General features: G+C 64.2%; 20 protein-coding genes and 1 tRNA gene. 15 read left to right on the plus strand and 6 right to left on the minus strand.

Features of this window, described 5'->3' with window-relative positions; genetic code table 11:
• Window positions 1–117: 117 nt before the first annotated feature.
• A complete protein-coding gene (gene mutM, locus ISG32_RS04735; protein WP_194769891.1) occupies window positions 118–933 on the minus strand; it encodes a bifunctional DNA-formamidopyrimidine glycosylase/DNA-(apurinic or apyrimidinic site) lyase in 816 nt (271 codons plus the stop codon).
• 160 nt (window positions 934–1093) lie between these two features.
• Here mutM and ISG32_RS04740 point away from each other — a divergent pair, with 160 nt between their 5' ends.
• The 7 genes from ISG32_RS04740 (at window position 1094) to pth (ending at window position 6931) form a co-directional block, all read left to right on the plus strand.
• The gene (locus ISG32_RS04740; protein ID WP_323745893.1) at window positions 1094–2836 is read left to right on the plus strand and encodes a tetratricopeptide repeat protein; all 1743 of its coding nucleotides are present in this window, start codon (window positions 1094–1096) and stop codon (window positions 2834–2836) included.
• A complete protein-coding gene (locus ISG32_RS04745; RefSeq protein ID WP_194769893.1) occupies window positions 2833–3330 on the plus strand; it encodes a lipoprotein insertase outer membrane protein LolB in 498 nt (165 codons plus the stop codon). The genes ISG32_RS04740 and ISG32_RS04745 overlap by 4 nt, the downstream gene beginning before the upstream one ends.
• Window positions 3331–3380: 50 nt before the next feature.
• Complete coding sequence (gene ispE / locus ISG32_RS04750) at window positions 3381–4244, plus strand: 4-(cytidine 5'-diphospho)-2-C-methyl-D-erythritol kinase (RefSeq protein ID WP_194769894.1); 864 nt, start codon at window positions 3381–3383, stop codon at window positions 4242–4244.
• A 24-nt stretch (window positions 4245–4268) separates the two neighbouring features.
• Window positions 4269–4345: transfer RNA gene (locus tag ISG32_RS04755), tRNA-Gln, on the plus strand.
• A 48-nt stretch (window positions 4346–4393) separates the two neighbouring features.
• A complete protein-coding gene (locus ISG32_RS04760) occupies window positions 4394–5368 on the plus strand; it encodes a ribose-phosphate pyrophosphokinase (protein ID WP_194769895.1) in 975 nt (324 codons plus the stop codon).
• Window positions 5369–5535: 167 nt separating this feature from the next.
• Window positions 5536–6165 (plus strand): 50S ribosomal protein L25/general stress protein Ctc, encoded by a 630-nt coding sequence (locus ISG32_RS04765; RefSeq protein WP_194769896.1) that lies wholly within the window; start codon window positions 5536–5538, stop codon window positions 6163–6165.
• A 127-nt stretch (window positions 6166–6292) separates the two neighbouring features.
• Window positions 6293–6931, plus strand: a complete 639-nt coding sequence (gene pth, locus ISG32_RS04770) for an aminoacyl-tRNA hydrolase (RefSeq protein ID WP_194769897.1) — start codon at window positions 6293–6295, stop codon at window positions 6929–6931.
• A 635-nt stretch (window positions 6932–7566) separates the two neighbouring features.
• Here the strand turns inward: pth and ISG32_RS04775 are convergent.
• Window positions 7567–7830, minus strand: a complete 264-nt coding sequence (locus ISG32_RS04775; RefSeq protein WP_194769898.1) for a YfhL family 4Fe-4S dicluster ferredoxin — start codon at window positions 7828–7830, stop codon at window positions 7567–7569.
• Window positions 7831–7992: 162 nt separating this feature from the next.
• On the opposite strand from ISG32_RS04775, the gene ISG32_RS04780 reads away from it, so the two are divergent.
• From ISG32_RS04780 to ISG32_RS04805, 6 genes are all read left to right on the plus strand, one after another.
• Window positions 7993–8955, plus strand: a complete 963-nt coding sequence (locus tag ISG32_RS04780; RefSeq protein WP_194769899.1) for an ABC transporter permease — start codon at window positions 7993–7995, stop codon at window positions 8953–8955.
• A complete protein-coding gene (locus ISG32_RS04785) occupies window positions 8955–9836 on the plus strand; it encodes an ABC transporter permease (protein WP_194769900.1) in 882 nt (293 codons plus the stop codon). Before ISG32_RS04780 ends, ISG32_RS04785 begins: the two co-directional genes overlap by 1 nt.
• A 10-nt stretch (window positions 9837–9846) precedes the next feature.
• Window positions 9847–10872 (plus strand): ABC transporter ATP-binding protein, encoded by a 1026-nt coding sequence (locus tag ISG32_RS04790; protein ID WP_194769901.1) that lies wholly within the window; start codon window positions 9847–9849, stop codon window positions 10870–10872.
• Window positions 10869–11711 (plus strand): ATP-binding cassette domain-containing protein, encoded by an 843-nt coding sequence (locus ISG32_RS04795; RefSeq protein WP_194769902.1) that lies wholly within the window; start codon window positions 10869–10871, stop codon window positions 11709–11711. The genes ISG32_RS04790 and ISG32_RS04795 overlap by 4 nt, the downstream gene beginning before the upstream one ends.
• A 130-nt stretch (window positions 11712–11841) precedes the next feature.
• Window positions 11842–13332: an ABC transporter substrate-binding protein gene (locus ISG32_RS04800; protein WP_194769903.1), complete on the plus strand. Its 1491-nt coding sequence runs from the start codon at window positions 11842–11844 to the stop codon at window positions 13330–13332.
• A 116-nt stretch (window positions 13333–13448) separates the two neighbouring features.
• Entirely contained in the window at window positions 13449–14870 is a 1422-nt protein-coding gene (locus tag ISG32_RS04805; protein WP_194769904.1) for an amidase, read from the plus strand.
• On the opposite strand, the gene ISG32_RS04810 is transcribed toward ISG32_RS04805, so the two are convergent.
• Window positions 14859–15515, minus strand: a complete 657-nt coding sequence (locus ISG32_RS04810; RefSeq protein ID WP_194769905.1) for a LysE family translocator — start codon at window positions 15513–15515, stop codon at window positions 14859–14861. The genes ISG32_RS04805 and ISG32_RS04810 overlap by 12 nt on opposite strands.
• 138 nt (window positions 15516–15653) lie before the next feature.
• On the opposite strand from ISG32_RS04810, the gene ISG32_RS04815 reads away from it, so the two are divergent.
• Window positions 15654–16256 carry a hypothetical protein gene (locus ISG32_RS04815; RefSeq protein WP_194769906.1) on the plus strand — a complete coding sequence of 201 codons (603 nt, stop codon included), beginning with the start codon at window positions 15654–15656 and terminating at the stop codon, window positions 16254–16256.
• Window positions 16257–16379: 123 nt separating this feature from the next.
• Entirely contained in the window at window positions 16380–17066 is a 687-nt protein-coding gene (locus ISG32_RS04820; RefSeq protein ID WP_194769907.1) for a hypothetical protein, read from the plus strand.
• Here the strand turns inward: ISG32_RS04820 and ISG32_RS04825 are convergent.
• The 3 genes from ISG32_RS04825 to ISG32_RS04835 form a co-directional block, all read right to left on the minus strand.
• Window positions 17054–17920, minus strand: a complete 867-nt coding sequence (locus tag ISG32_RS04825; RefSeq protein WP_194769908.1) for a DUF429 domain-containing protein — start codon at window positions 17918–17920, stop codon at window positions 17054–17056. The genes ISG32_RS04820 and ISG32_RS04825 overlap by 13 nt on opposite strands.
• Before the next feature lie 4 nt (window positions 17921–17924).
• A complete protein-coding gene (locus ISG32_RS04830) occupies window positions 17925–18809 on the minus strand; it encodes an EamA family transporter (protein WP_194769909.1) in 885 nt (294 codons plus the stop codon).
• A gap of 108 nt (window positions 18810–18917) precedes the next feature.
• Window positions 18918–19340: a BLUF domain-containing protein gene (locus ISG32_RS04835; protein WP_166307853.1), complete on the minus strand. Its 423-nt coding sequence runs from the start codon at window positions 19338–19340 to the stop codon at window positions 18918–18920.
• Window positions 19341–19342 lie beyond the last annotated feature (2 nt).

The following is a 19342-nucleotide window of genomic DNA, read 5'->3' on the forward strand; positions in this document are numbered from 1 at the left end:
ATTGATACGAAAGTTGCTTATATAACGCAATATAGCATCGCATCATGCGGAAGGGCCAAAGCAATTGTGGTCTAACGGCCCGACTGGACGGATAGACAACAGAAAGTTGCCCGTCGTCTAGGCCTTTTGGCAGTGCGCGCAGAAAAAGGTGCTGCGCTGCCCTTGCCGCAGCATCCTGATCGGCGTGCAGCAGACCCGGCACGGCTGGCCTTCGCGCCCGTAGACATTGGCCTCAAGCTGGAAGTGCCCCGCATTCCCGTCGGCGGCAGAAAAGTCGCGCAGCGTGCTGCCGCCCGTGGCCACGGCACGGGCCAGCACCTCGCGGATGGCGGTGTGCAGTCTCAATGCCCGCACCGGCCCCACCTTGTTGGCGGGAGTCGTGGGCCGGATGCCGGAGAGAAACAGCACCTCCGACGCATAGATGTTGCCCACACCCACGACGACCTTGCCGCTCAGAAGCAACTGCTTGATAGGCAGACGGCTGGCCTTGAGCCCCTTTTTGAAATCATCCAGATCAAAATGCTCGTCGAGCGGCTCCGGCCCGAGCTTGGACAGCAGCTTGACCGCGAACGGGTCATGTTCGCCATCCAGCGCCAACACGGCACCGAAGCGGCGCGGATCGTGCAGCCGCAAAAGTCCCCGCGTGGTGCCGAGCTGAAAATGGTCGTGCGATCCGAGCGGCGGCAGATCATCGGCAAAGCGCAGACTGCCCGACATGCCGAGGTGCAGCATGAGCATGCCGCGATCCAGGTCCACCAGCAGATACTTGCCGCGCCGCCGCACCCCCAGCACCGTGCGCCCGACAAGCGCATCGGGCACGACGCCCAGCGGCCAGCGCAGCGGCTTGCCCACGAAGACAGAACTTATCTGCGCTCCGCTGATCTGTTCAGCAAAGCTGCGCCGCGTGACTTCCACTTCCGGCAACTCTGGCATATCAAGAATCTCTTTCCAGTTCAAATGTCGCAAAAGACGCAACGGACCAGCATGTCGCGAGGTATGGAATCGCGTGCACGAGCCAAGAACCACAGGAACCGACCCGAGCATGGATTATTATGATCTGATGGTGCAAATTCATCGTTTACGCGCAGTTGCCTTGGCCGCAGCCATGGCCATGTACGCCCATGTCTCATGGGCTCAGACTCCCGCCTCGCCAGAGTCCGCCACCGCCCTGCCCACGGAGGAAACACCTTCGAGCGACGACAAGGCCGCCGTGGATGCGGAACTGTTCTATGAACTGCTCGTGGGCGAGATGACCACGGGCCAGGGGGATACCGCCTCGGGCTACGCACTGATGCTGGACGCCGCACGGCGCAGTGGTCAGGAGCAGCTGTATCAGCGTGCCACGCAGATCGCGCTGCAGTCGCGCTCGGCCGAAAGCGCCCTGATCGCCGCACGCGCCTGGAAGGACGCCTTCCCCAATTCGCGCGACGCCAACCGCTATCTGCTGCAGATTCTGGTGATCCTCAACCGCACCGAAGAGACGACAGGACTGCTCAAGCAGGAACTTGCGCTGTCCAATCAGCGCGTCAAGCTGCTCACCCTCAGGGCGCTGCCGCAGGTCTATGGCCGCGTGAGCGACAAGGCGCTGGCCGCCAAGGTCGTGGAATCGGCCGTCGCCGGCGAACTGAGCAATCCCGGCACCGGCCCCGCCGCCTGGACCGCCATCGGCCGCATGCGCCTGGCCGCGGATGACACCGCAGGCGCGATGGACGCTGCCAAGAAGGCCCTGGACCTTGACCCGAATGACGAAGGCGCGGGCACGCTGGCGCTGCAGCTCGTCGACGTCGGCGCTCACGGTGCGCACGATCTGCTCAGGAAATACCTGGCAGGCCAACCCAGCCCCGAAGTGCGCATGAACTACGCGCGCTTTCTGCTGCAGGACCGCCGCAATGAAGAGGCCCGCGAGCAACTGACCCTGCTCACGAAGAGCAATCCCGAACTCGCCGACGCTTGGCTGGTGCGCGCCTCGCTCGACGTACAGGGCAAACGCCCCGACGATGCCAAGGTCGCTTTGCAGCACTACATCACGCTCTCCGAGCCCAAGGCGGACCACCCGGCCGTCGCCAAGGCACTCTCGCGCGCCTATCTGATGGCCGCGCAGATCGAGGCCGACAGCAACAATCTGCCCCAATCCCAGGAATGGCTGACCAAAGCCGCCAAGGTCGCTCCCGGCGATTTCTCGGTGAGCGTGCAGCAGGCTTCGCTGCTGGCAAAGCAAGGCGACCTGCCCAAGGCCCGTGCGCTGATCCAGTCCCTGCCCTCCAACAACAACGACGAGCTGCAGCGCAAGCTGCTCGCCGAAGCGCAGGTCCTCAAGGAAGCCAAGCAGTTCGCCGAAGCGGTCTCCGTCGTCGGCAAGGCCGCCACACTGACACCGAACGACAACGATCTGGTCTACGAACAGGCCATGCTGTCCGAGAAGGCCGGCGACCTGCCCGGGATGGAGCGGCTGCTGCGCAAGATCATCGATCGCCAGCCCGACTACTACCACGCGCGCAATGCGCTGGGCTATTCGCTGGCCGACCGGGGCGTGCAGCTTGACGAGGCCAGATCGCACATCGACGCGGCACTCAAGGCCGCACCCGAAGACCCCTTCATCCTCGACAGCAAGGGCTGGGTCGAGTTCCGCCTCGGCAACAAGCAGGAAGCGGTGCAGATCTTCGAGAAGGTGTTCACACGGCAGCAGGACGCTGAAATCGCCGCGCACTACGGCGAGGTGCTCTGGAGCCTGGGCCACCAGGACAAGGCGCGCGAAATCTGGCGCAAAGGCCAGGAGTCCGAGCCCGACAACGAGACGCTGGTCGAAACGCTCAAGCGCCTCGGAGTCCAGCTTTGAGCCAGTCCCTGCAACGCCGCGCTGTCGTGCTGGGAGCCGCCGCGCTGCTCGCGGGCTGCGCACAACCCAAGCGCGAGCCGGGTGTTGCCATCAATGGCGAGGATTTCTGGACCGGGCGTCTTGGTCTGCAGGTCGACGAAGGTGCAGAGAAGAATTTCAGCGCGGGCTTCGACCTCTCCGGCGACGCGGGTCGCGGCAAACTCACGCTCTACAACCCACTCGGCAACGTACTGGCCAAGCTGCAATGGTCACCGGGCCTTGCGATGCTGGACTCCCCCGATCAGAAGCTTGAATCCGACTCGCTCAGCGCCCTGCTGATCCAGCTCACCGGCAACGACCTGCCGATTCAGGCGCTCTTCGGATGGCTGCGCGGCGTGGACGTCAAGGTCACCGGCTGGAGCGCGGACCTGAGCCGCATGGACAGCGGCCGCCTCACCGCGACCCGCATCTCGCCACAGCCCGGTGCCGTGCTGCGCATCGTCCTCGAGCGCTGAAGCGCACCCCATTCACCTCCATCCGGAAACCAACCAAGCAGACGATCGCCATGCAGGCCATCTACGACGTGCCGGCCCCGGCAAAACTCAATCTCTTTCTGCACATCACCGGCCGCCGCGACGACGGCTACCACCTGCTCGAGTCGGTTTTCACGCTCATCGACTGGCATGACACACTGCACTTCGAGCTGCGCCATGACGGCCAGATCACCCGCGAGGACCTCTCGGTGCCGCTGCCGCCCGACGACCTCTGCACCCGCGCGGCCCGCGCGCTGCGGCAGGCAGGCGGAACGCCTCTGGGCGCTCACATCGGCATACACAAACGCGTGCCCGCGCAGGCCGGCATGGGCGGAGGCTCTTCAGATGCCGCCAGCACACTTCTGGCGCTCAACCGCTTGTGGGGATTGAATCTTCCGTTATCACAACTTTTGCGCATCGGCGTGAAACTCGGCGCGGACATTCCGTTTTTTTTATTTGGAAAGACGGCTTTCGTGAGCGGAATCGGTGACATAATTCAACCTCTCGATTCGCAGCAGATGCCACCGCAAGCAACACTTGCAGTAGTGAAGCCGGAAGCAGGATTGGATACGAAAGAAATTTTTTCAAGTCCTTTTCTCAAACGTGATTCCAAGCATGCTACAATCGAAGACTTCGCTGCAATGCACTATCACTTCGGTGAAAACGACTTGCAGCCAGTCGCTCAGGCAATATGCCCCGAGATAAAAAAAGTCCTCGACTTTTTTGAATCAAAGGAAATGCATGCTAGAATGACGGGCTCAGGAAGTGCAGTGTTTGCACAGATGCCGCATACAGCAGATTTGACGGACGCACCAAGCGCGTGGCAAATCAAAGTATGCAAAACTCTGGCAGTTCATCCTCTGGTGGGTTGGGCTACAGAAACGGATATAGGTTGATTGCTCTCGGCAGTTGACCTGTGTAGGGGAGTCGCCAAGCTGGTTAAGGCACCGGATTTTGATTCCGGCATGCGAAGGTTCGAATCCTTCTTCCCCTGCCAAAATTTTTCCCAACCACGGGACTTCAAGTTCAGATCACTGAGCCGCTCATGCAAGCCAATCACCCAGACTTCATGGTTTTCACGGGCAATGCCAATCCTGGCCTGGCCGCTGAAATCGTCAAGCACCTCGGCACCAATCTCGGTGCAATGGACGTGGGTCGTTTCTCCGATGGTGAAGTCACCGTCGAAATCAAGCAGAACGTCCGCACGCGCGACGTGTTCGTCGTTCAGTCGACCTGCGCGCCCACCAACGAAAACCTGATGGAACTGCTGATCATGGTGGATGCGCTCAAGCGCGCCTCCGCAGATCGCATCAGCGCCGTCATCCCCTACTTCGGCTATGCCCGTCAGGATCGCCGTCCGCGTTCCTCGCGCGTGCCGATTTCTGCCAAGGTGGTTGCCAATCTGCTGCAGACCGTGGGCGTGAGCCGCGTGCTGACCATGGACCTGCACGCTGACCAGATTCAGGGTTTCTTCGACATTCCCGTGGACAACATCTACGCGTCTCCCGTGCTGCTGGGTGATCTGAACCAGAAGAAGTACGAAAACCTGATCGTCGTGAGCCCCGATGTGGGCGGCGTGGTCCGCGCACGTGCGCTGGCCAAGCAGCTCGGAACCGACCTCGCCATCATCGACAAGCGTCGCCCCAAGGCGAACGTGTCGGAAGTGATGCACGTGATCGGTGACATCGATGGCCGCAACTGCGTGATCATGGACGACATGATCGACACCGCAGGCACCCTCGTGAAGGCTGCCGAAGTGCTCAAGGAGCGCGGTGCCAAGAACGTCTATGCCTATTGCACCCACCCGATCTTCTCGGGCCCTGCCATTGAGCGCATCGCCAAGGGCTCCGCACTCGACGAAGTCGTGGTGACCAACACCATCCCCCTGAGCGACGCCGCCAAGGGATGTGCCAAGATTCGCCAACTGTCCGTGGCGCCGTTGATCGCCGAGACGATCCACCGCATCAATACGGGCGAGTCGGTGATGAGCCTGTTCTCCGACCAGAACAACAACTTCTGATTCTTCAGAAGTCGTCGTGAACGCCAAGCCTCCCTCGGGAGGCTTGTGTGCTGTACGGGATACAGGAAAAGCCGGACCGGCATACGCATCCATCCAGTCAGGAAATGCGCGTCGGTTCTTTGAAACAGGGTCAGACTGGTCGCGGTCGGCCCATCCAGGAGTTAGATATGAAATTCGTCGCTTTTGAGCGCGCAAAGCAAGGTACGGGTGCGAGCCGCCGTCTGCGTATTACGGGCCGCACGCCTGGTATCGTCTACGGCGGTGCTGGCGATGCCCAACTGATCGAGCTGGACCACAACAACCTGTGGCACGCTCTGAAGAAGGAAGCTTTCCACGCTTCCGTGCTGGACATGGAAATCGACGGCAAGGAATCCAAGGTCCTGCTGCGTGACGTCCAGTTCCACCCCTTCAAGCAACTGGTTCTGCACATCGACTTCCAACGCGTCGATGCCAAGACCAAGCTGCACATGAAGGTTCCACTCCACTACAAGGGTGTGGAAGAGTCTCCTGCCGTCAAGGGCGACAAGTGCCTCGTGACCGTTCTGGTGACCGAACTGGAAGTCTCCTGCATGCCTTCCGACCTGCCTGAGTTCGTCGAAGTCGACCTGAGCGGCCTCGTGAAGAACGGTTCTCTGCGCGCCTCCGACGTGAAGCTGCCAAAGGGCGTTTCCGCAGTGGTCCGTGGCGGCAAGAACCCCGCTCTGGTGTCCATCGCTCTGCCAGCAGTTGAAGAAGTTGCTCCTACCGAAGGCGAAGCAGCTGCTGCAGCACCCGCAGCCAAGAAGGGCAAGAAGTAAGCAAGCAATACTTCTTCGCGCTTTTTGACCAGCGTCGCGACGGCCCACCTCGGTGGGCCGTTTTGCTTTGTGGCGCACCCTGCGCCCTCCACATGGACTTGCGACAAGCACGATAATCCGGAACATCATGATCAAACTGTTTGTCGGCTTGGGCAACCCCGGCCCCGAATACGAAGCCACCCGCCACAACGCCGGTTTCTGGTGGATTGACGAGCTCGCCCGCGACCTCAAGGTGAATCTGGTTCCCGAGCGCAGCTACTGGGGCCTCATGGCCCGTGCCACCGTCGGGGGCAACACCATCTGGCTGCTCGAACCCCAGACGTTCATGAACGCCTCCGGCAAATCCGTAGCCGCCCTCGCCCGCTTCTTCAAGATCAAGCCCGAGGAAATCCTCGTCGTCCACGACGAACTCGACATCCCTCCCGGACAGGTCAAACTCAAACGCGGCGGCAGCCACGCCGGCCACAACGGCCTGCGCGACATCCACGCCCAACTCGGATCGTCCGACTACTGGCGCCTGCGCGTAGGCATAGGCCATCCGGGCGTCAAGTCCGAAGTCGTGAACTGGGTGCTCAAGAAACCGGCCCCCGACCAGCGCAAGCTGATCGATGACAGCATCATCCACTCGCTCAAGTCCTGGCCGGTTCTGGTCGAAGGCGACATGGAAAAAGCCACTCTCCAGATCCACACCAACAAGCCTCCAAGGCCCAAACCACCCAAGCCGCCCAAGCCATCCCAATCTGTGGAAGCAGCTTCAAAAGACTGAGCGAGGGGGTGAGCTCGGCTCGTGTCGGCCTTGATGCTCGCTTTTGTTTTGGTTTCAGTTTTGGCTCTAGCTCTTGCTCTTGGTTTGAGGGCGGAGGCCGGGACTGCCCCCGGCGGGGCAATCACTTTTTGCTTGCGCGCAAAAAGTAATCAAAAACGCGCTTTCAATACCTCCGGCGGAACTCGACTGCGCGCTTCGCGCTCCGCTCGGACAACCGCCGGAAATCAGTTTTGAAGAGGTAGTTGCGGCACGACGCTGCGCTTGTGCCGGGGTGCTTGCAGAGTTGGGTTGGGCGCATCATGCCCGCTGTTCTTTTGAACGACGTTGATCCCAGGAGCAAATCAAAATCGCGCAGCGCTGGCACCCCAGCATCTCGCGAAGTCGCGAGATGCCCGGCACGAGCGAAGCGACGTGCCGAACGCACCTCTTATGAGAATTCTGACTCGCGGCGGTTGTTCGAGCGGCGCGCGCAGCGCAAAGCGAGTTCTGCCGCGGGTATTCAAAAGCGCATTTTTGGTGACTTTTTGGGCAAGACCAAAAAGTTACTCCGCCGCCGGGCGGAACTCCCGGCCTCCGCCCTCAACCACGCGGCAGGAGACAAAAGAGCCCCAAGCAAGCACTGCAACCCCACAGCTTCAAACAGAAGAAGAAGCATCCCCCTGCAACCGCAGATACTTCTCCATCAAGGTCTCCTTGCTCTCCTGATGCTCAGGATTCACCGGAATGCAAGCCACCGGACAGATCGCCACGCATTGCGCCTCTTCAAAATGCCCCACGCATTCAGTGCACTTGTCTGGATGAATGTCGTAATGCTCCTCACCCATGTAGATTGCATGGTTGGGACACTCCGGCTCGCACACGTCGCAGTTGATGCACTCGTCCGTAATCATCAAAGCCATGACAACGCCCTCCACGCACTTTGGCGAAGACCGAAAACAAAAGACGACAAGGTTGAGCTGCGCGTGTCCATGCCCTGATTATCCGATGCCCGGCCCCGCAGCACCCGCGGCGGGTGCATGGCCCAAGACAGGCTGCGGTTTTTGCCGCTATGCTCGCAACCCATGGCTTTCTTTCTCCTCAAGCGCCTGTTGACTCTGGTGGTGACGCTTCTGGCGGCCTCTGCGGTCGTCTTCGTCGTGCTGGAAATCCTGCCGGGCAACGCCGCGCAGGTGGCGCTTGGACCCGACGCCTCACCCGAAGCCGTGGCCGAGCTGGCCCAGCAGATGGGTTTGAACCAGCCCGCCCTCACCCGCTACATGCAATGGGTGGGCGGCCTGCTGCAGGGCGACATGGGCACGAGCTACACCTACGGCTCACCGGTGCGCGAGCTGATCTTCGAGCGCCTCGCGCTCAGCGTGCCGCTGGCCATCATGGCGATGCTCCTCACCACGCTGATGGCACTGGCGGCCGGCATTTATGCGGCATCGCGGCACAACAAGCTCGGTGACGTGGGCATCATGGGACTCGCGCAGATCGGCATCGCGATTCCCAATTTCTGGTTCGCGATCCTGCTGATCCTCGTGTTCTCTGTGAAGCTGCAATGGTTCGCCGCGGGTGGCTTTCCAGGCTGGAGCGAGACCGATGGCGGCGGCTTCTTCGCCGCGCTGCAGGCGCTGCTGCTGCCCGCCATCGCGCTGGCCGTCGTGCAGGCCGCGATTCTTGCGCGCATCACGCGCTCGGCAGTACTCGACGTGTCGCGCGAAGACTTCGTGCGCACCGCGCGCGCCAAGGGTCTCACGCAGCGCTCCGCACTCTGGAGGCATGTGCTGCGCAACGCGATGATTCCCGTTGTCACCGTCATGGGCCTGCAGTTCGCCAACCTGCTCGCGGGCACCATCGTCGTCGAGAATGTGTTTTATCTGCCCGGTCTGGGACGACTGATCTTCCAGTCGATCGCCAACCGCGACCTCATCGTCGTGCGCAACTGCGTGCTGCTGCTGGCCGCGATGGTGGTGGTCGTGAACTTCGTCGTCGATGTGCTCTACGCCGTCATCGACCCGCGCGTGAAGGCGGGGGAGCTGTGATGACCTCGACCACATCGACCGCCATGCCATCACCCACCGAGAGCGCTCCGGGCTTCTGGCGGCGCGCGCTGCGCAACCACAGCTTCGCCATCGGTGCCGCGCTCACGCTGATGCTGCTGGCCATGGCCGCGCTGTCCTTCGTCTGGACGCCGCATTCCGCCTACGCCGTGAACATGGACGCGGCCCTGCAGCCCCCCAACGCCACCTACTGGCTGGGCACGGACGCCTACGGCCGCGACATCGTGTCGTCGCTGCTCGTGGGCGCACGCAGCTCCATCATGGTCGGCGTGATCGCCGTCGGCATCGGCCTCATCATTGGCACGGCGCTGGGCCTGCTGGCCGCCGCACGTCGCGGCTGGGTGGAAGAAGTCGTCATGCGGATCGCGGACTTCACCTTCGCGTTTCCTGCCCTGCTGCTGGCCATCATGCTCACCGCCGTCTACGGCGCGAGCATCCGGAACGCCATCATCGCCATCGGCATCTTCTACATCCCCACCTTCGCACGCGTGACGCGCGCATCGGCCAAGCAGATCTGGGCGCGCGACTACATCCTCGCCGCACGCGCCTGCGGCAAGGGGCCGTGGCGCATCACCATCGACCATGTGCTGCCCAACATCCTCCCCGCGCTGATCGTGCAGGCCACGATTCAATTCGCGCTCGCCATCCTCGCTGAAGCGGCGCTCTCCTATCTGGGCCTTGGCACGCAGGCGCCCGAGCCCTCCTGGGGCCGCATGCTGGCCGAGGCGCAGACGCTGATGTTCCAGAGCCCGCTGCTTTCGGTCTGGCCCGGTGTGGCCATCGCGCTCACGGTGCTCGGATTGAACCTGCTCGGCGACGGCTTGCGCGATCTGCTCGATCCGCGTCTTGCGCGCCAACGTTGAGGGACATGTGATGAACCACAACGAAGCCACCCACAGCAGCACGCCACTGCTTGAAGTCAGCGGCCTCGGCATCACGCTGAACACGCATCGCGGCCCCGCGCAGGCCGTGCGCGACGTGGGCTTCACGCTTGCGCGCGGCGAAACGCTGGGGCTGATCGGCGAATCGGGCAGCGGCAAATCCATCACCGCCATGGCGCTGATGGGCCTGCTGCCCGAATCCGCGACGACGCAGGGCAGCGTGCGCTTCGATGGACAGGAACTGCTCGGACTTTCCGACAAGGCGATGTGTGCCCTGCGCGGCCATCGCATGGCCATGGTGTTCCAGGAGCCGATGACGGCATTGAACCCGGTACACACCATTGGAAATCAGGTGGCCGAGCCGCTGCGCCTGCACCAGAAGCTCTCGGCGCGCGAAGCCCGCGAAGCTGCGCTCGCGCTGCTCGACCGCGTCGGCATTCCGCAGCCCGCGCAGCGCTTTGACGCCTACCCGCACCAGTTCTCGGGCGGGCAGCGCCAACGCATCACCATCGCCATGGCGCTCGCCTGCAACCCCGACCTGCTGATCGCCGACGAACCCACGACCGCGCTCGACGTGACCGTGCAGCAGCAGATCCTCGACCTCATCGCCGATCTGGTGGACGAGCGACGCATGTCGCTGATTCTCATCTCGCACGACCTCGGCGTGATTTCGCAAAACGTGGACCGCATGCTCGTGATGTACGGCGGAACCGTCGTCGAAAGCGGCTCGACTGCGCAGGTCTTCGATCACATGGCCCATCCCTACACGCGCGGCCTGCTCGCGGCGCGCCCGCGCATGGCGGCGCTCGGTCAGAACAGGGCGCGACTGCAGACGATCCGCGGCACGGTGCCGGAGCTCGTCGATCTGCCCCGTGGCTGCCCGTTCGCGGGCCGCTGCGAATTCACCACCGACGCCTGCTCGCGCGAGCGACCTGCCGAACAAACGCTCGCGCCCGGCCACGAAGTGCGCTGCCTGCGGCCCGAGGCGATCGCTGCCGAGCACGGAGCACACGCATGAACGCCAACGCGAGCCCCCTGCTCGAAGTGCATGAGCTCACGCGCAGCTACGACCTGCCACGAGCCTCGCTGTTCGGTCCTCGCGAACAGGTGCATGCGCTGCGCGGCGTGAGCCTCGCGCTGGAGGCGGGAAAGAGCCTCGGCGTGGTCGGTGAATCGGGCTCGGGCAAGTCCACGCTCGCGCGCCTCGTCATGGCGCTGGACACGCCGACCTCGGGGAGCGTCCGGCTGCTCGGGCACGACCTGCACCAGCTCGATCCGGCTGCGCTGCGTGCGGCACGGCGCGATTTTCAGATGGTGTTTCAGGACCCCTACGGCTCGCTCGATCCGCGCCAGACCGTGGCGCGCATCATCACCGAGCCCATGGCCGCGCTGCAGCGCGCCAACCAGGCCGAGATGCGCGAGCGTGCGCTGGAAGTGCTCGCCCAGGTCGGGCTTCGCGCCACCGACATCGACAAGTTTCCGCATGAGTTCTCCGGCGGCCAGCGCCAGCGCATCGCGATTGCGCGCGCGCTGATGACCCGACCCCGCCTCATCGTCGCCGACGAACCGGTCAGCGCGCTCGACGTGTCGGTGCAGGCCCAGGTGCTCAATCTCATGCAGGACCTGCAGCAGCAATCGGGTCTGTCGTATCTGCTGATCAGCCACGACCTCGCGGTGGTGAGCCATCTGTGCGACGAAGTCGTCGTCATGCATCAGGGGCAGATCGTCGAGCGCGGCACGCCCGCCGAACTGTTCACGCAGGCGCAGCATCCCTACACGCAGACGCTGGTGAACGCGGTGCCGCAGATCGCGCCGGGCCTCGCGCGCGCGCGCCGCGCGGCACGCAGGGCAGCCTGAGCATCATTCCTATCTGTGCGGACGTTCGCATCTGTAGTAAAACACGGTTGATACGCAGACCACCCGCAACGCATCCTCGGTGATGCCGATGCGGTTCGGCCTGCCTGCAACCTTCTGGAGACCCCCACCTATGTTGAATCGTCGCACCGTCCTGGCGACCGGCGCACTGTCTGCCGTGCCTTTGATGACCCCGCTTTCCTCGCTCGCGCAGACGAAGAAGGACTCGGTCTCGCTGGCGCTCACGCTGGAACCACCGGGGCTCGATCCCACGGCCGGTGCGGCTTCGTCGATCGCCGAGATCACGCTCTACAACATCTACGAGACGCTCACCAAGATCAACGCCGACGGCAGCGTCTCGCCGCTGCTCGCCGAAAGCTGGGAGGTCTCGCCCGACCTCAAGACCTACACCTTCAAGCTGCGCAAGAACGTGAAGTTCCAGAACGGCGAGCCGTTCAACGCGAATGCCGTGAAGTTCTCGTTTGACCGCGCGGGCGGCGACAAGAGCACCAACAAGGACAAGCGCACCTTCGCCGGGCTCAACGCCAAAGTCGTCGATGACAGCACCCTCGTGCTGATCAACAGCGAGATCGACCCCGATCTGCTGTTCGTGCTCGGCCAGGCCACCGCCATCATCGTCGAGCCCAAGAGCGTGGCCACCAACGCCACCAAGCCCGTAGGCACCGGCCCCTACAAGCTGGACGCCTGGGCGCGCGGCTCGTCGATCACGCTCGGCGCATCGCAGAGCTTCCGCCAGCCCTCCGCCATCAGGATCAAGCGCGCCACCTTCCGCTTCATCCCCGACCCGGCCGCGCAGGTCGCCGCCATGCTCGCCGGGGACGTCGATGCATTCCCGCGCATCACGCCGCGCAGCGTCGCGCAGTTCAAGGCGAATCCGCGCTTCCAGGTGGTGATCAGCGGCTCGCGCGCCAAGACGATTCTCGCGATGAACAACGCGCGCAAGCCGTTGGGCGACGTGCGCGTGCGCCGCGCCATCGCCGCAGCCATCGACCGCAAGGCCGTGATTCAGGGCGCGGCCGATGGCCTCGGCGCCCCCATCGGCAGCTACTACGTGCCCGGCGCCTTCGGCTACATCGACACCACGGGCGTCAATCCGTATGACGTGGAAAAGGCCAAGAAGCTGATGGCCGAAGCGGGCGTGAAGACGCCGCTCGAACTCACCATGACGCTGCCTCCCGCGCCGTACGCACGTCAGGGCGGCGAGGTGATCACGGCCGAACTTGCCAAGATCGGCATCGTCGTGAAGACGCAGAACGTCGAATGGGCGCAGTGGCTCTCGGGCACCTACACCAACAAGAACTACGATCTGTCCATCGTCTCGCACGTCGAGCCGTTTGATCTCAACAACTACGCCAAACCCGACTACTACTGGGGCTACCAGTCCGACAAGTTCAAGGCGCTCTACGAAAAGATCCAGACCGCCGAGCGCCCCGCCGACCGCGCGCGGCTGCTCGGTGACGCGCAGCGCATGCTGGCCGAGGAAGTGCCCAGCGTCTACCTCTACCAGCCGCAGTGGGTCACAGTCGCCAACAAGAATCTGCGTGGCCTCTGGAAGGACATGCCGGTCTTCGTGAACGACCTGTCCGCGCTGTCGTGGGCATGATGCTTGCGGGTCGCTGCCGCTGAGTGCGCCGCTGAACCATTGCACCCCAAGGGGGTGCACGGTGCGCTTCGTTCCGTGTCGTTGTTTCGTCGTCCTTGTTTGAAAAGATCTGGTTGATGTCTGCTGCCCTCCACGAACTCAGCGCCAGCGAACTGCTGGCCGCCTACCGCTCCCGCCAACTCTCGCCCGTCGAGGTCACGCAGTCCGTGCTGGACCGCGCGGCCCGGTGGGAGCCCGAACTGCACGCCACCTACCTGCTGAACCCGCAGGGCGCGCTTGTTCAGGCGCGTGCCAGCGAGGCACGCTGGCAGCGCGGCGCGCCCGTCGGCCTGCTCGACGGCGTGCCGGTCACCATCAAGGAAAACATCGCCACCAAGGGCGAGCCCACGCCGCTCGGCACCGCGGCGACGGAGCTGTTCCCGTCAATGGCCGACTCGCCCGCGGCGGCGCGGCTGCGCGAATCGGGCGCGGTGTTCTTCGCCAAGACCACGATGCCCGACTACGGCATGCTGTCCTCGGGGCTCTCAAGCTTTCACGCGCTCACGCGCAATCCGTGGGATTTGAGCAAGGGGCCGGGTGGCTCGAGTGCAGGGGCCGGCGCGGCGTCGGCCGCCGGTTACGGGCCGCTGCACATCGGCACCGACATCGGCGGATCGATCCGCCTGCCCGCGAGCTGGTGCGGCATCTTCGGTCTCAAGCCCAGCCTTGGCCGCGTGCCCATCGACCCGCCCTACACCGGCCGTGCGGCGGGTCCGATGACGCGCACCGTCACCGATGCCGCGCTGATGATGCAGGTGCTGTCGCAGCCCGATGCGCGCGACAGCATGAGCCTGCCCGCACAGAGCATCGCCTGGCAGGAAGCGTGCAACGCAACGCCCGCGTTCTTTGACGGCAAGCGCATCGGGCTGCTGCTGGATGCGGGCTGCGGCCTGCCGCTCGATGTGGAAGTGCGCAGCGCCATCGAGGCCGCAGCGCAATGGCTGACGGCGGCGGGCGCGCAGGTCGTGCCGATGAAGCCGTTCATGACGCCCGAGATGCTCGAAGGCATGGACCATTTCTGGCGCATCCGCTCGTTCGCCGACATGCAACTGCTGCCCGCCGAGCGCCTCGCCAAGGTCCTGCCCTACATCCGCACCTGGGCCGAAAGCGCCGCAGATTTTTCGGGCAGGCAGGTGTTCGACGCGAGCCAGCAATTCCATCTCACGCGCGTCGCCACGGTGCGCGCCTGCAACGCGTTCGACTACGTGATCTCTCCGGTCGCGCCGCATGTGGCGTTTCAGGCCGAATGGGCGTCACCCACCAACGATCCATTCAAGCCGCTCGAGCACATCGGTTTCACCGTGCCGTTCAACATGTCGGAGCAGCCCGCGTCATCGGTCAACTGCGGCTACACCGCGAGCGGCCTGCCCATCGGCCTGCAGATCGCCGGTGCACGCTTTGACGATCTCGGCGTGCTCAAGGCGTCGCGCGCGTTCGAGCAGATGCGCGGCGCGCAGCGCGCATGGCCCGAACCTGCCCCCGGCGCATCAACGCTGTGACGTCGCGAGCTTCACCGCGAGGCCCACGAAGACCAGCGCGGTGATCTTGTTGAGCCAGAACTGACCTCGCGCCGACTTCAGCAGCAGACGCCCGAACACGCCCGAGAAGATAGCGATCGCGCCAAAGACCAGAAACGTCGCGACGATGAACACCGCGCCGAACGCGAAGATCTGCGGGGCGACGGGCCCCAGCGCGGGATTGGCGAACTGCGGCAGAAACGCCAGGAAAAAGATCAGCACCTTGGGGTTGGTGAGGTTCATCACCACTCCGCGCATCACCATGCGCAGAAGGTCTCCGCTCGACGTGGCCTGCACGGCCGCAGCCGCTTGCGCGTCGTCGCCCTCCTCCTTCACGCTGATCGGCGCGCGCCACGCACCCCATGCCAGGTAGACGAGATAGGCCGCCCCGCACCACTTGAGCACCGTGAACGCCATCTCCGACGCGGCGAACACGGCGGCCAGCCCCAGCGCCACCGCCGTGGTGTGCACGATGATGCCCATGCACAGCCCCACCACCACGGCAAGCCCCATGCGCCAGCCGCGCTGCGCCGACTGCAGCAGCACGAAGAGATTGTCCGGCCCCGGGCTCAGGCCCAGAAGAACGGCTACGCCAAAGAAGGTGATGAGGGTCTGGAGGGTCGGCATGGTGGGCAAGCAAGCGAAAACCCCTGCATTCTGCACCGAACCGATGCCCGAGCACGCCACCGGTCGTCGCACAATAGAGGGTTCGCGCGAATGAGGCAACATGCCGCTTCGCGCCCTTTTTCCTACTTCCACACATCCATGGATCCGATTCTTCTGGTGCTGCTCGCGGCAACGGCCTCCTATTTCATCAATGCCAAGCAGCAGCGCCAGCGCATCGCCGTGCTCGCCGAACACCTGCAGCCATTCCAGATCGAGAAGCACATCGAGGCGCTCACGCAGGGCTATCTGCGTGCCATGGGCGAGAAGGAAGACGAGCGCCGCCTGCAGGTGCTGGCACTGCTCGGGGACAACGAGCAATCGCTGGTCAGCCAGTTCAACCGCTTCAGCGCCTCGTTCCAGAAGGTCGGCGAGCCGATGGCGCGCGTGAGCAAGCTGCCCGTGAGCCTGCCGTTCGCCACCCAGTTCATGGCCGGTGGCACCTTCGACATGCGCAAGCTGGTGCAGGTCCACGCACAGGGTTTCGAGCGCGTGGTGCGCAACGAAGCGGGCCGCGCGCCGCGCGACCGGGCCTTCATGATGACCGCTGAGATCCTGCTGATGCAGCACAGCTGCCACTGGTTCTGCAAGTCCAAATCCATCGCCTCCGCGCGCATGCTGGCGCGCAACAAGACGCCGCACGAACAGCTCCTCCAATCGGTGTCGCCCGAGACGCGCGCGGCGTATCAGGCATTGGTCGGCTGATCGCGCCACAGCGCCGCTGTAGGACAAGCCCGGGGCTTGTGCACAAGCCCTTGCGGGCCGCGCCGCGCTTCCCGCAGAATGGTGCCAGCGTTACATGCAGCAACACCGCATGCCCCAGCCCACATGAACAAGACCGTCGCCTCCTCCGTCAACCATTGGATCGCAGCCGGTGTCCAGCACGCCGTCCTCTCGCGCACCATGCCAGCGCTGCGCCACGATCTGGCGGGGTCCGTGTCGGTGCTGCGCATGGGCATGGCCGTCATCTCGCGCAAGCTAGAGACCAGCGCCGAGCCACTGTCACGCGAAGAGATCGCGCCGCGGCTTCTGTCCATCGAATCGGGCATCAACGATCTCAACCAAGGGCTGCGGCGGCTGCGGCACTGGGACAAGCAAAGCCATGAGCTGCTGAACGCGCGAGACCTGCTCGGTGAAATCTGGGAACTCTCGCGCCCTTTTCTCGCGCTGCGCTGCATCGAGCAATCGCCCCTCGCGGATGCCGACGCGGCCGCCTGGCCACGGCACCCCATCCCGCCGCAACCGCTGATGTATCTGCTGCTCGCCAGCATCTACCACCTCGCGGAAGGCACCGACAGCGTGCCGCAGCGCATCGCCGTCACGCCCGACGATGAGTGCCTTCACCTCGTGGCCGAAGGCCTTGCGCCATCAAGCGGCGTGCCGGACGTGCTGCGCAGCGATGGCCCGCTCAACACCCCGCCCATTGACCGCACCGGGCTCCTGTGCCTCGCGGAGCACCTGCAGCGCCGCATCGAATTCACGTCCGCTCAGTCCGTGCTCATTCACCTCGGTTGAACGCCGACGATCCAGCCTTCGAGCGCATCCATGTCCGCCGGCAGCCCGTAGTTCGCATGCCCGGCAAGATGCTGGCGATGCGCCCAGCCGGCTTCGAGCATGCAGAGCACCGCATCGACACTGTCTCCGCTGGCGTCGCCTTCAAGCTGCTCGCGTTGCGCGCCGCTCAGCTGCACTCGGATGCCATCGAGCATGGGCAGCGGCTTCGGCAGCTGCGCCACGATCTGTCGCCTGGTTGCAGCACGTTCCGCCGTCCACTTCGCACGGTCATCGCTCTTGTAGCTCGCGCAGCCCACCCACTGGCGCGCCAGCCAGCCCGGATAGGCCTCCAGGGCCACGCGGCTGCGGTCGCCCTGCAGCAGACCCGGCAGATGCACGCCCGCCGCGCGCAGCAACGGCACGCCCGCGTGCATCATGTAGGCGACGGGCGGATTCACCCATTTCATCGACGGACTGGAGCCCGCGGGGCCATCCGTGGCGCGGTGCGCGAACTTGCCGCCGACCGGCCGCGCGGCGCAGAAAGCGGCAAACATGTCGCGGATCTCCGCACGGGACAACGACGCAAAATGCGCCATGCAGTCGCCCCAGTCGCTCGGCCAGTTCAGCGCATTGACCAGTTCACGCGGAAGCCCGAAGGGAAGATCGAAGCCGCCCACCCAGACCTCGGGCTGGGCAAGCCAGGCAGCGAAGGCGTCGAGGCTTTCGATACGTTCAAGCGCGAGCAGTCGGATGCACGGATCGCCGTGATGCCCGCCAGGCTCCAGCCATTCGCCCCGCGCCAGCACGATGGCTTTGCGGCGCGTGGGACTGCTCGAGAAATCGCAGCCGATCAGTTGCGGCGGCCGCGCGTTCATCACATCAACCGAGGCCCAGCGCCGTCACGCCCACCGCGATCAGCACGGCGCCGCAGATGCGTGCCTTGCGATCGCCCTCCTTGAGCAGATGGCCGCCGATCAGCGCGGCAAACAGCATCGAGACCTCGCGCGCGGGGGCGACGTGCGACATCGGCGCATGCTGCATCGCGTAGAGCACCAGCACATAGGCGATCGGACTGACCACGGCCACGGCCAGCGCGTATTTCCATTGCACCTTCCACAGAGCCTTGAGCTCCGCAGGCTTGCGCAGCGCGACCGGCGCCAGCAGCATGATGCGCAGGATGTTGCCCATGTAGTCGACCAGAATCGGCGACATCAGCATGATTTTCACCGCATAGCCATCGACCACGGTGTACGACGCGATGAACACGCCGGTGAGCACGCCATAGAACATGCCCTTGTGGATGCGGGCGCGGGCACTCTGCTCCTTGGCCGCCGTGCGCAGCAGGTTCACGCCACCAGCGATCAGAAACACGCCGCCGACCACCGCCGCGATGCCCAGCGCGCCGAGCGCGGACAACGATTCGCCGAGGAAGGTGATCGCGATCATCGACGACAGCAGCGGCCCTGTGCCACGCGCCAGCGGGTAGACCACGGTGAGATCGGCCTTGCGGTAGCCGCGCAGCAGCACGACGAAATACAGCACGTGCAGCACGCCGCTCAGTGCGACGATGCCCCACTCCTTGGGCCCCCACAGCGGCACCACGTCACGGCCCAGCCACCAGCCGAGCGGTGCCCAGACCACCATGTTGAGCACCGAGGTGAAGAAGGCAAAGCGCGAGTCGCCACCGGCGCGCTTGGCCACGATGTTCCAACCCGCGTGAATCAGCCCCGCGAGAATGATCAGACCGAAAGCCGTGAGAGACATGCGTTGTTCGTTATGGGATGGTTTGTCTGCATGTTCAAGGCGAAGCGCGCCCTGCCGGTGCGCTTCTCATCCCCTCGAGCGCACTTTGCGCCGAGGAGGCAACCGCGATCAGGCGCGGCCGATGACCGAGGCCGTCGCCATCAGCTCTTCGAGCAGCGCGAACGACACCTTGCCCGATGTCGAATACGGATCGAATTCGGGACGCTCGGAGTACTTGAGCACGATGGAATGATTGAGCTTGGCGAGGTTCACATGGCCCATGGTCCAGCCGCCGAAGCGCCGTTCGGAGATTTCCTCGAACGACAGCAGCTCCACGTCCTTGTGGCGCACGTCCGCCTGGATGCTCCCGAACAGCTCGCTCACGGTGGAGCGGCCACCCTCGATGGCCTGCAGGAAAATGCCGCCGCCATAGCACAGCACGCCCGTGATGCCGCTCGCCGGATTGTGCGAACGCGATTGTGTGAGGATGGCTTCGATGGCCGCTGGCGACGTGTCGACCGCGCGGCTCACATACAGCAAACGCACCAGCATGC

The organism is Diaphorobacter caeni (assembly GCF_015354245.1).
In the GTDB taxonomy this organism is placed as follows: Bacteria; Pseudomonadota; Gammaproteobacteria; order Burkholderiales; family Burkholderiaceae_C; genus Diaphorobacter_A; species Diaphorobacter_A caeni.

Excerpts from the sequence above, each read along its gene's own strand:
- ISG32_RS04810 (WP_194769905.1), bottom strand. The coding sequence starts at position 15,515 with ATGCCGACCCTCCAGACCCTCATCACCTTCTTTGGCGTAGCCGTTCTT.
- ISG32_RS04765 (WP_194769896.1), top strand. The coding sequence starts at position 5,536 with ATGAAATTCGTCGCTTTTGAGCGCGCAAAGCAAGGTACGGGTGCGAGC.
- pth (WP_194769897.1), top strand. The coding sequence starts at position 6,293 with ATGATCAAACTGTTTGTCGGCTTGGGCAACCCCGGCCCCGAATACGAA.
- ISG32_RS04820 (WP_194769907.1), top strand. The coding sequence starts at position 16,380 with ATGAACAAGACCGTCGCCTCCTCCGTCAACCATTGGATCGCAGCCGGT.
- ISG32_RS04790 (WP_194769901.1), top strand. The coding sequence starts at position 9,847 with ATGAACCACAACGAAGCCACCCACAGCAGCACGCCACTGCTTGAAGTC.
- ISG32_RS04760 (WP_194769895.1), top strand. The coding sequence starts at position 4,394 with ATGCAAGCCAATCACCCAGACTTCATGGTTTTCACGGGCAATGCCAAT.
- ISG32_RS04815 (WP_194769906.1), top strand. The coding sequence starts at position 15,654 with ATGGATCCGATTCTTCTGGTGCTGCTCGCGGCAACGGCCTCCTATTTC.
- ISG32_RS04805 (WP_194769904.1), top strand. The coding sequence starts at position 13,449 with ATGTCTGCTGCCCTCCACGAACTCAGCGCCAGCGAACTGCTGGCCGCC.
- mutM (WP_194769891.1), bottom strand. The coding sequence starts at position 933 with ATGCCAGAGTTGCCGGAAGTGGAAGTCACGCGGCGCAGCTTTGCTGAA.
- ISG32_RS04775 (WP_194769898.1), bottom strand. The coding sequence starts at position 7,830 with ATGGCTTTGATGATTACGGACGAGTGCATCAACTGCGACGTGTGCGAG.
- ISG32_RS04780 (WP_194769899.1), top strand. The coding sequence starts at position 7,993 with ATGGCTTTCTTTCTCCTCAAGCGCCTGTTGACTCTGGTGGTGACGCTT.
- ISG32_RS04825 (WP_194769908.1), bottom strand. The coding sequence starts at position 17,920 with ATGAACGCGCGGCCGCCGCAACTGATCGGCTGCGATTTCTCGAGCAGT.
- ispE (WP_194769894.1), top strand. The coding sequence starts at position 3,381 with ATGCAGGCCATCTACGACGTGCCGGCCCCGGCAAAACTCAATCTCTTT.
- ISG32_RS04795 (WP_194769902.1), top strand. The coding sequence starts at position 10,869 with ATGAACGCCAACGCGAGCCCCCTGCTCGAAGTGCATGAGCTCACGCGC.
- ISG32_RS04800 (WP_194769903.1), top strand. The coding sequence starts at position 11,842 with ATGTTGAATCGTCGCACCGTCCTGGCGACCGGCGCACTGTCTGCCGTG.
- ISG32_RS04785 (WP_194769900.1), top strand. The coding sequence starts at position 8,955 with ATGACCTCGACCACATCGACCGCCATGCCATCACCCACCGAGAGCGCT.
- ISG32_RS04835 (WP_166307853.1), bottom strand. The coding sequence starts at position 19,340 with ATGCTGGTGCGTTTGCTGTATGTGAGCCGCGCGGTCGACACGTCGCCA.
- ISG32_RS04830 (WP_194769909.1), bottom strand. The coding sequence starts at position 18,809 with ATGTCTCTCACGGCTTTCGGTCTGATCATTCTCGCGGGGCTGATTCAC.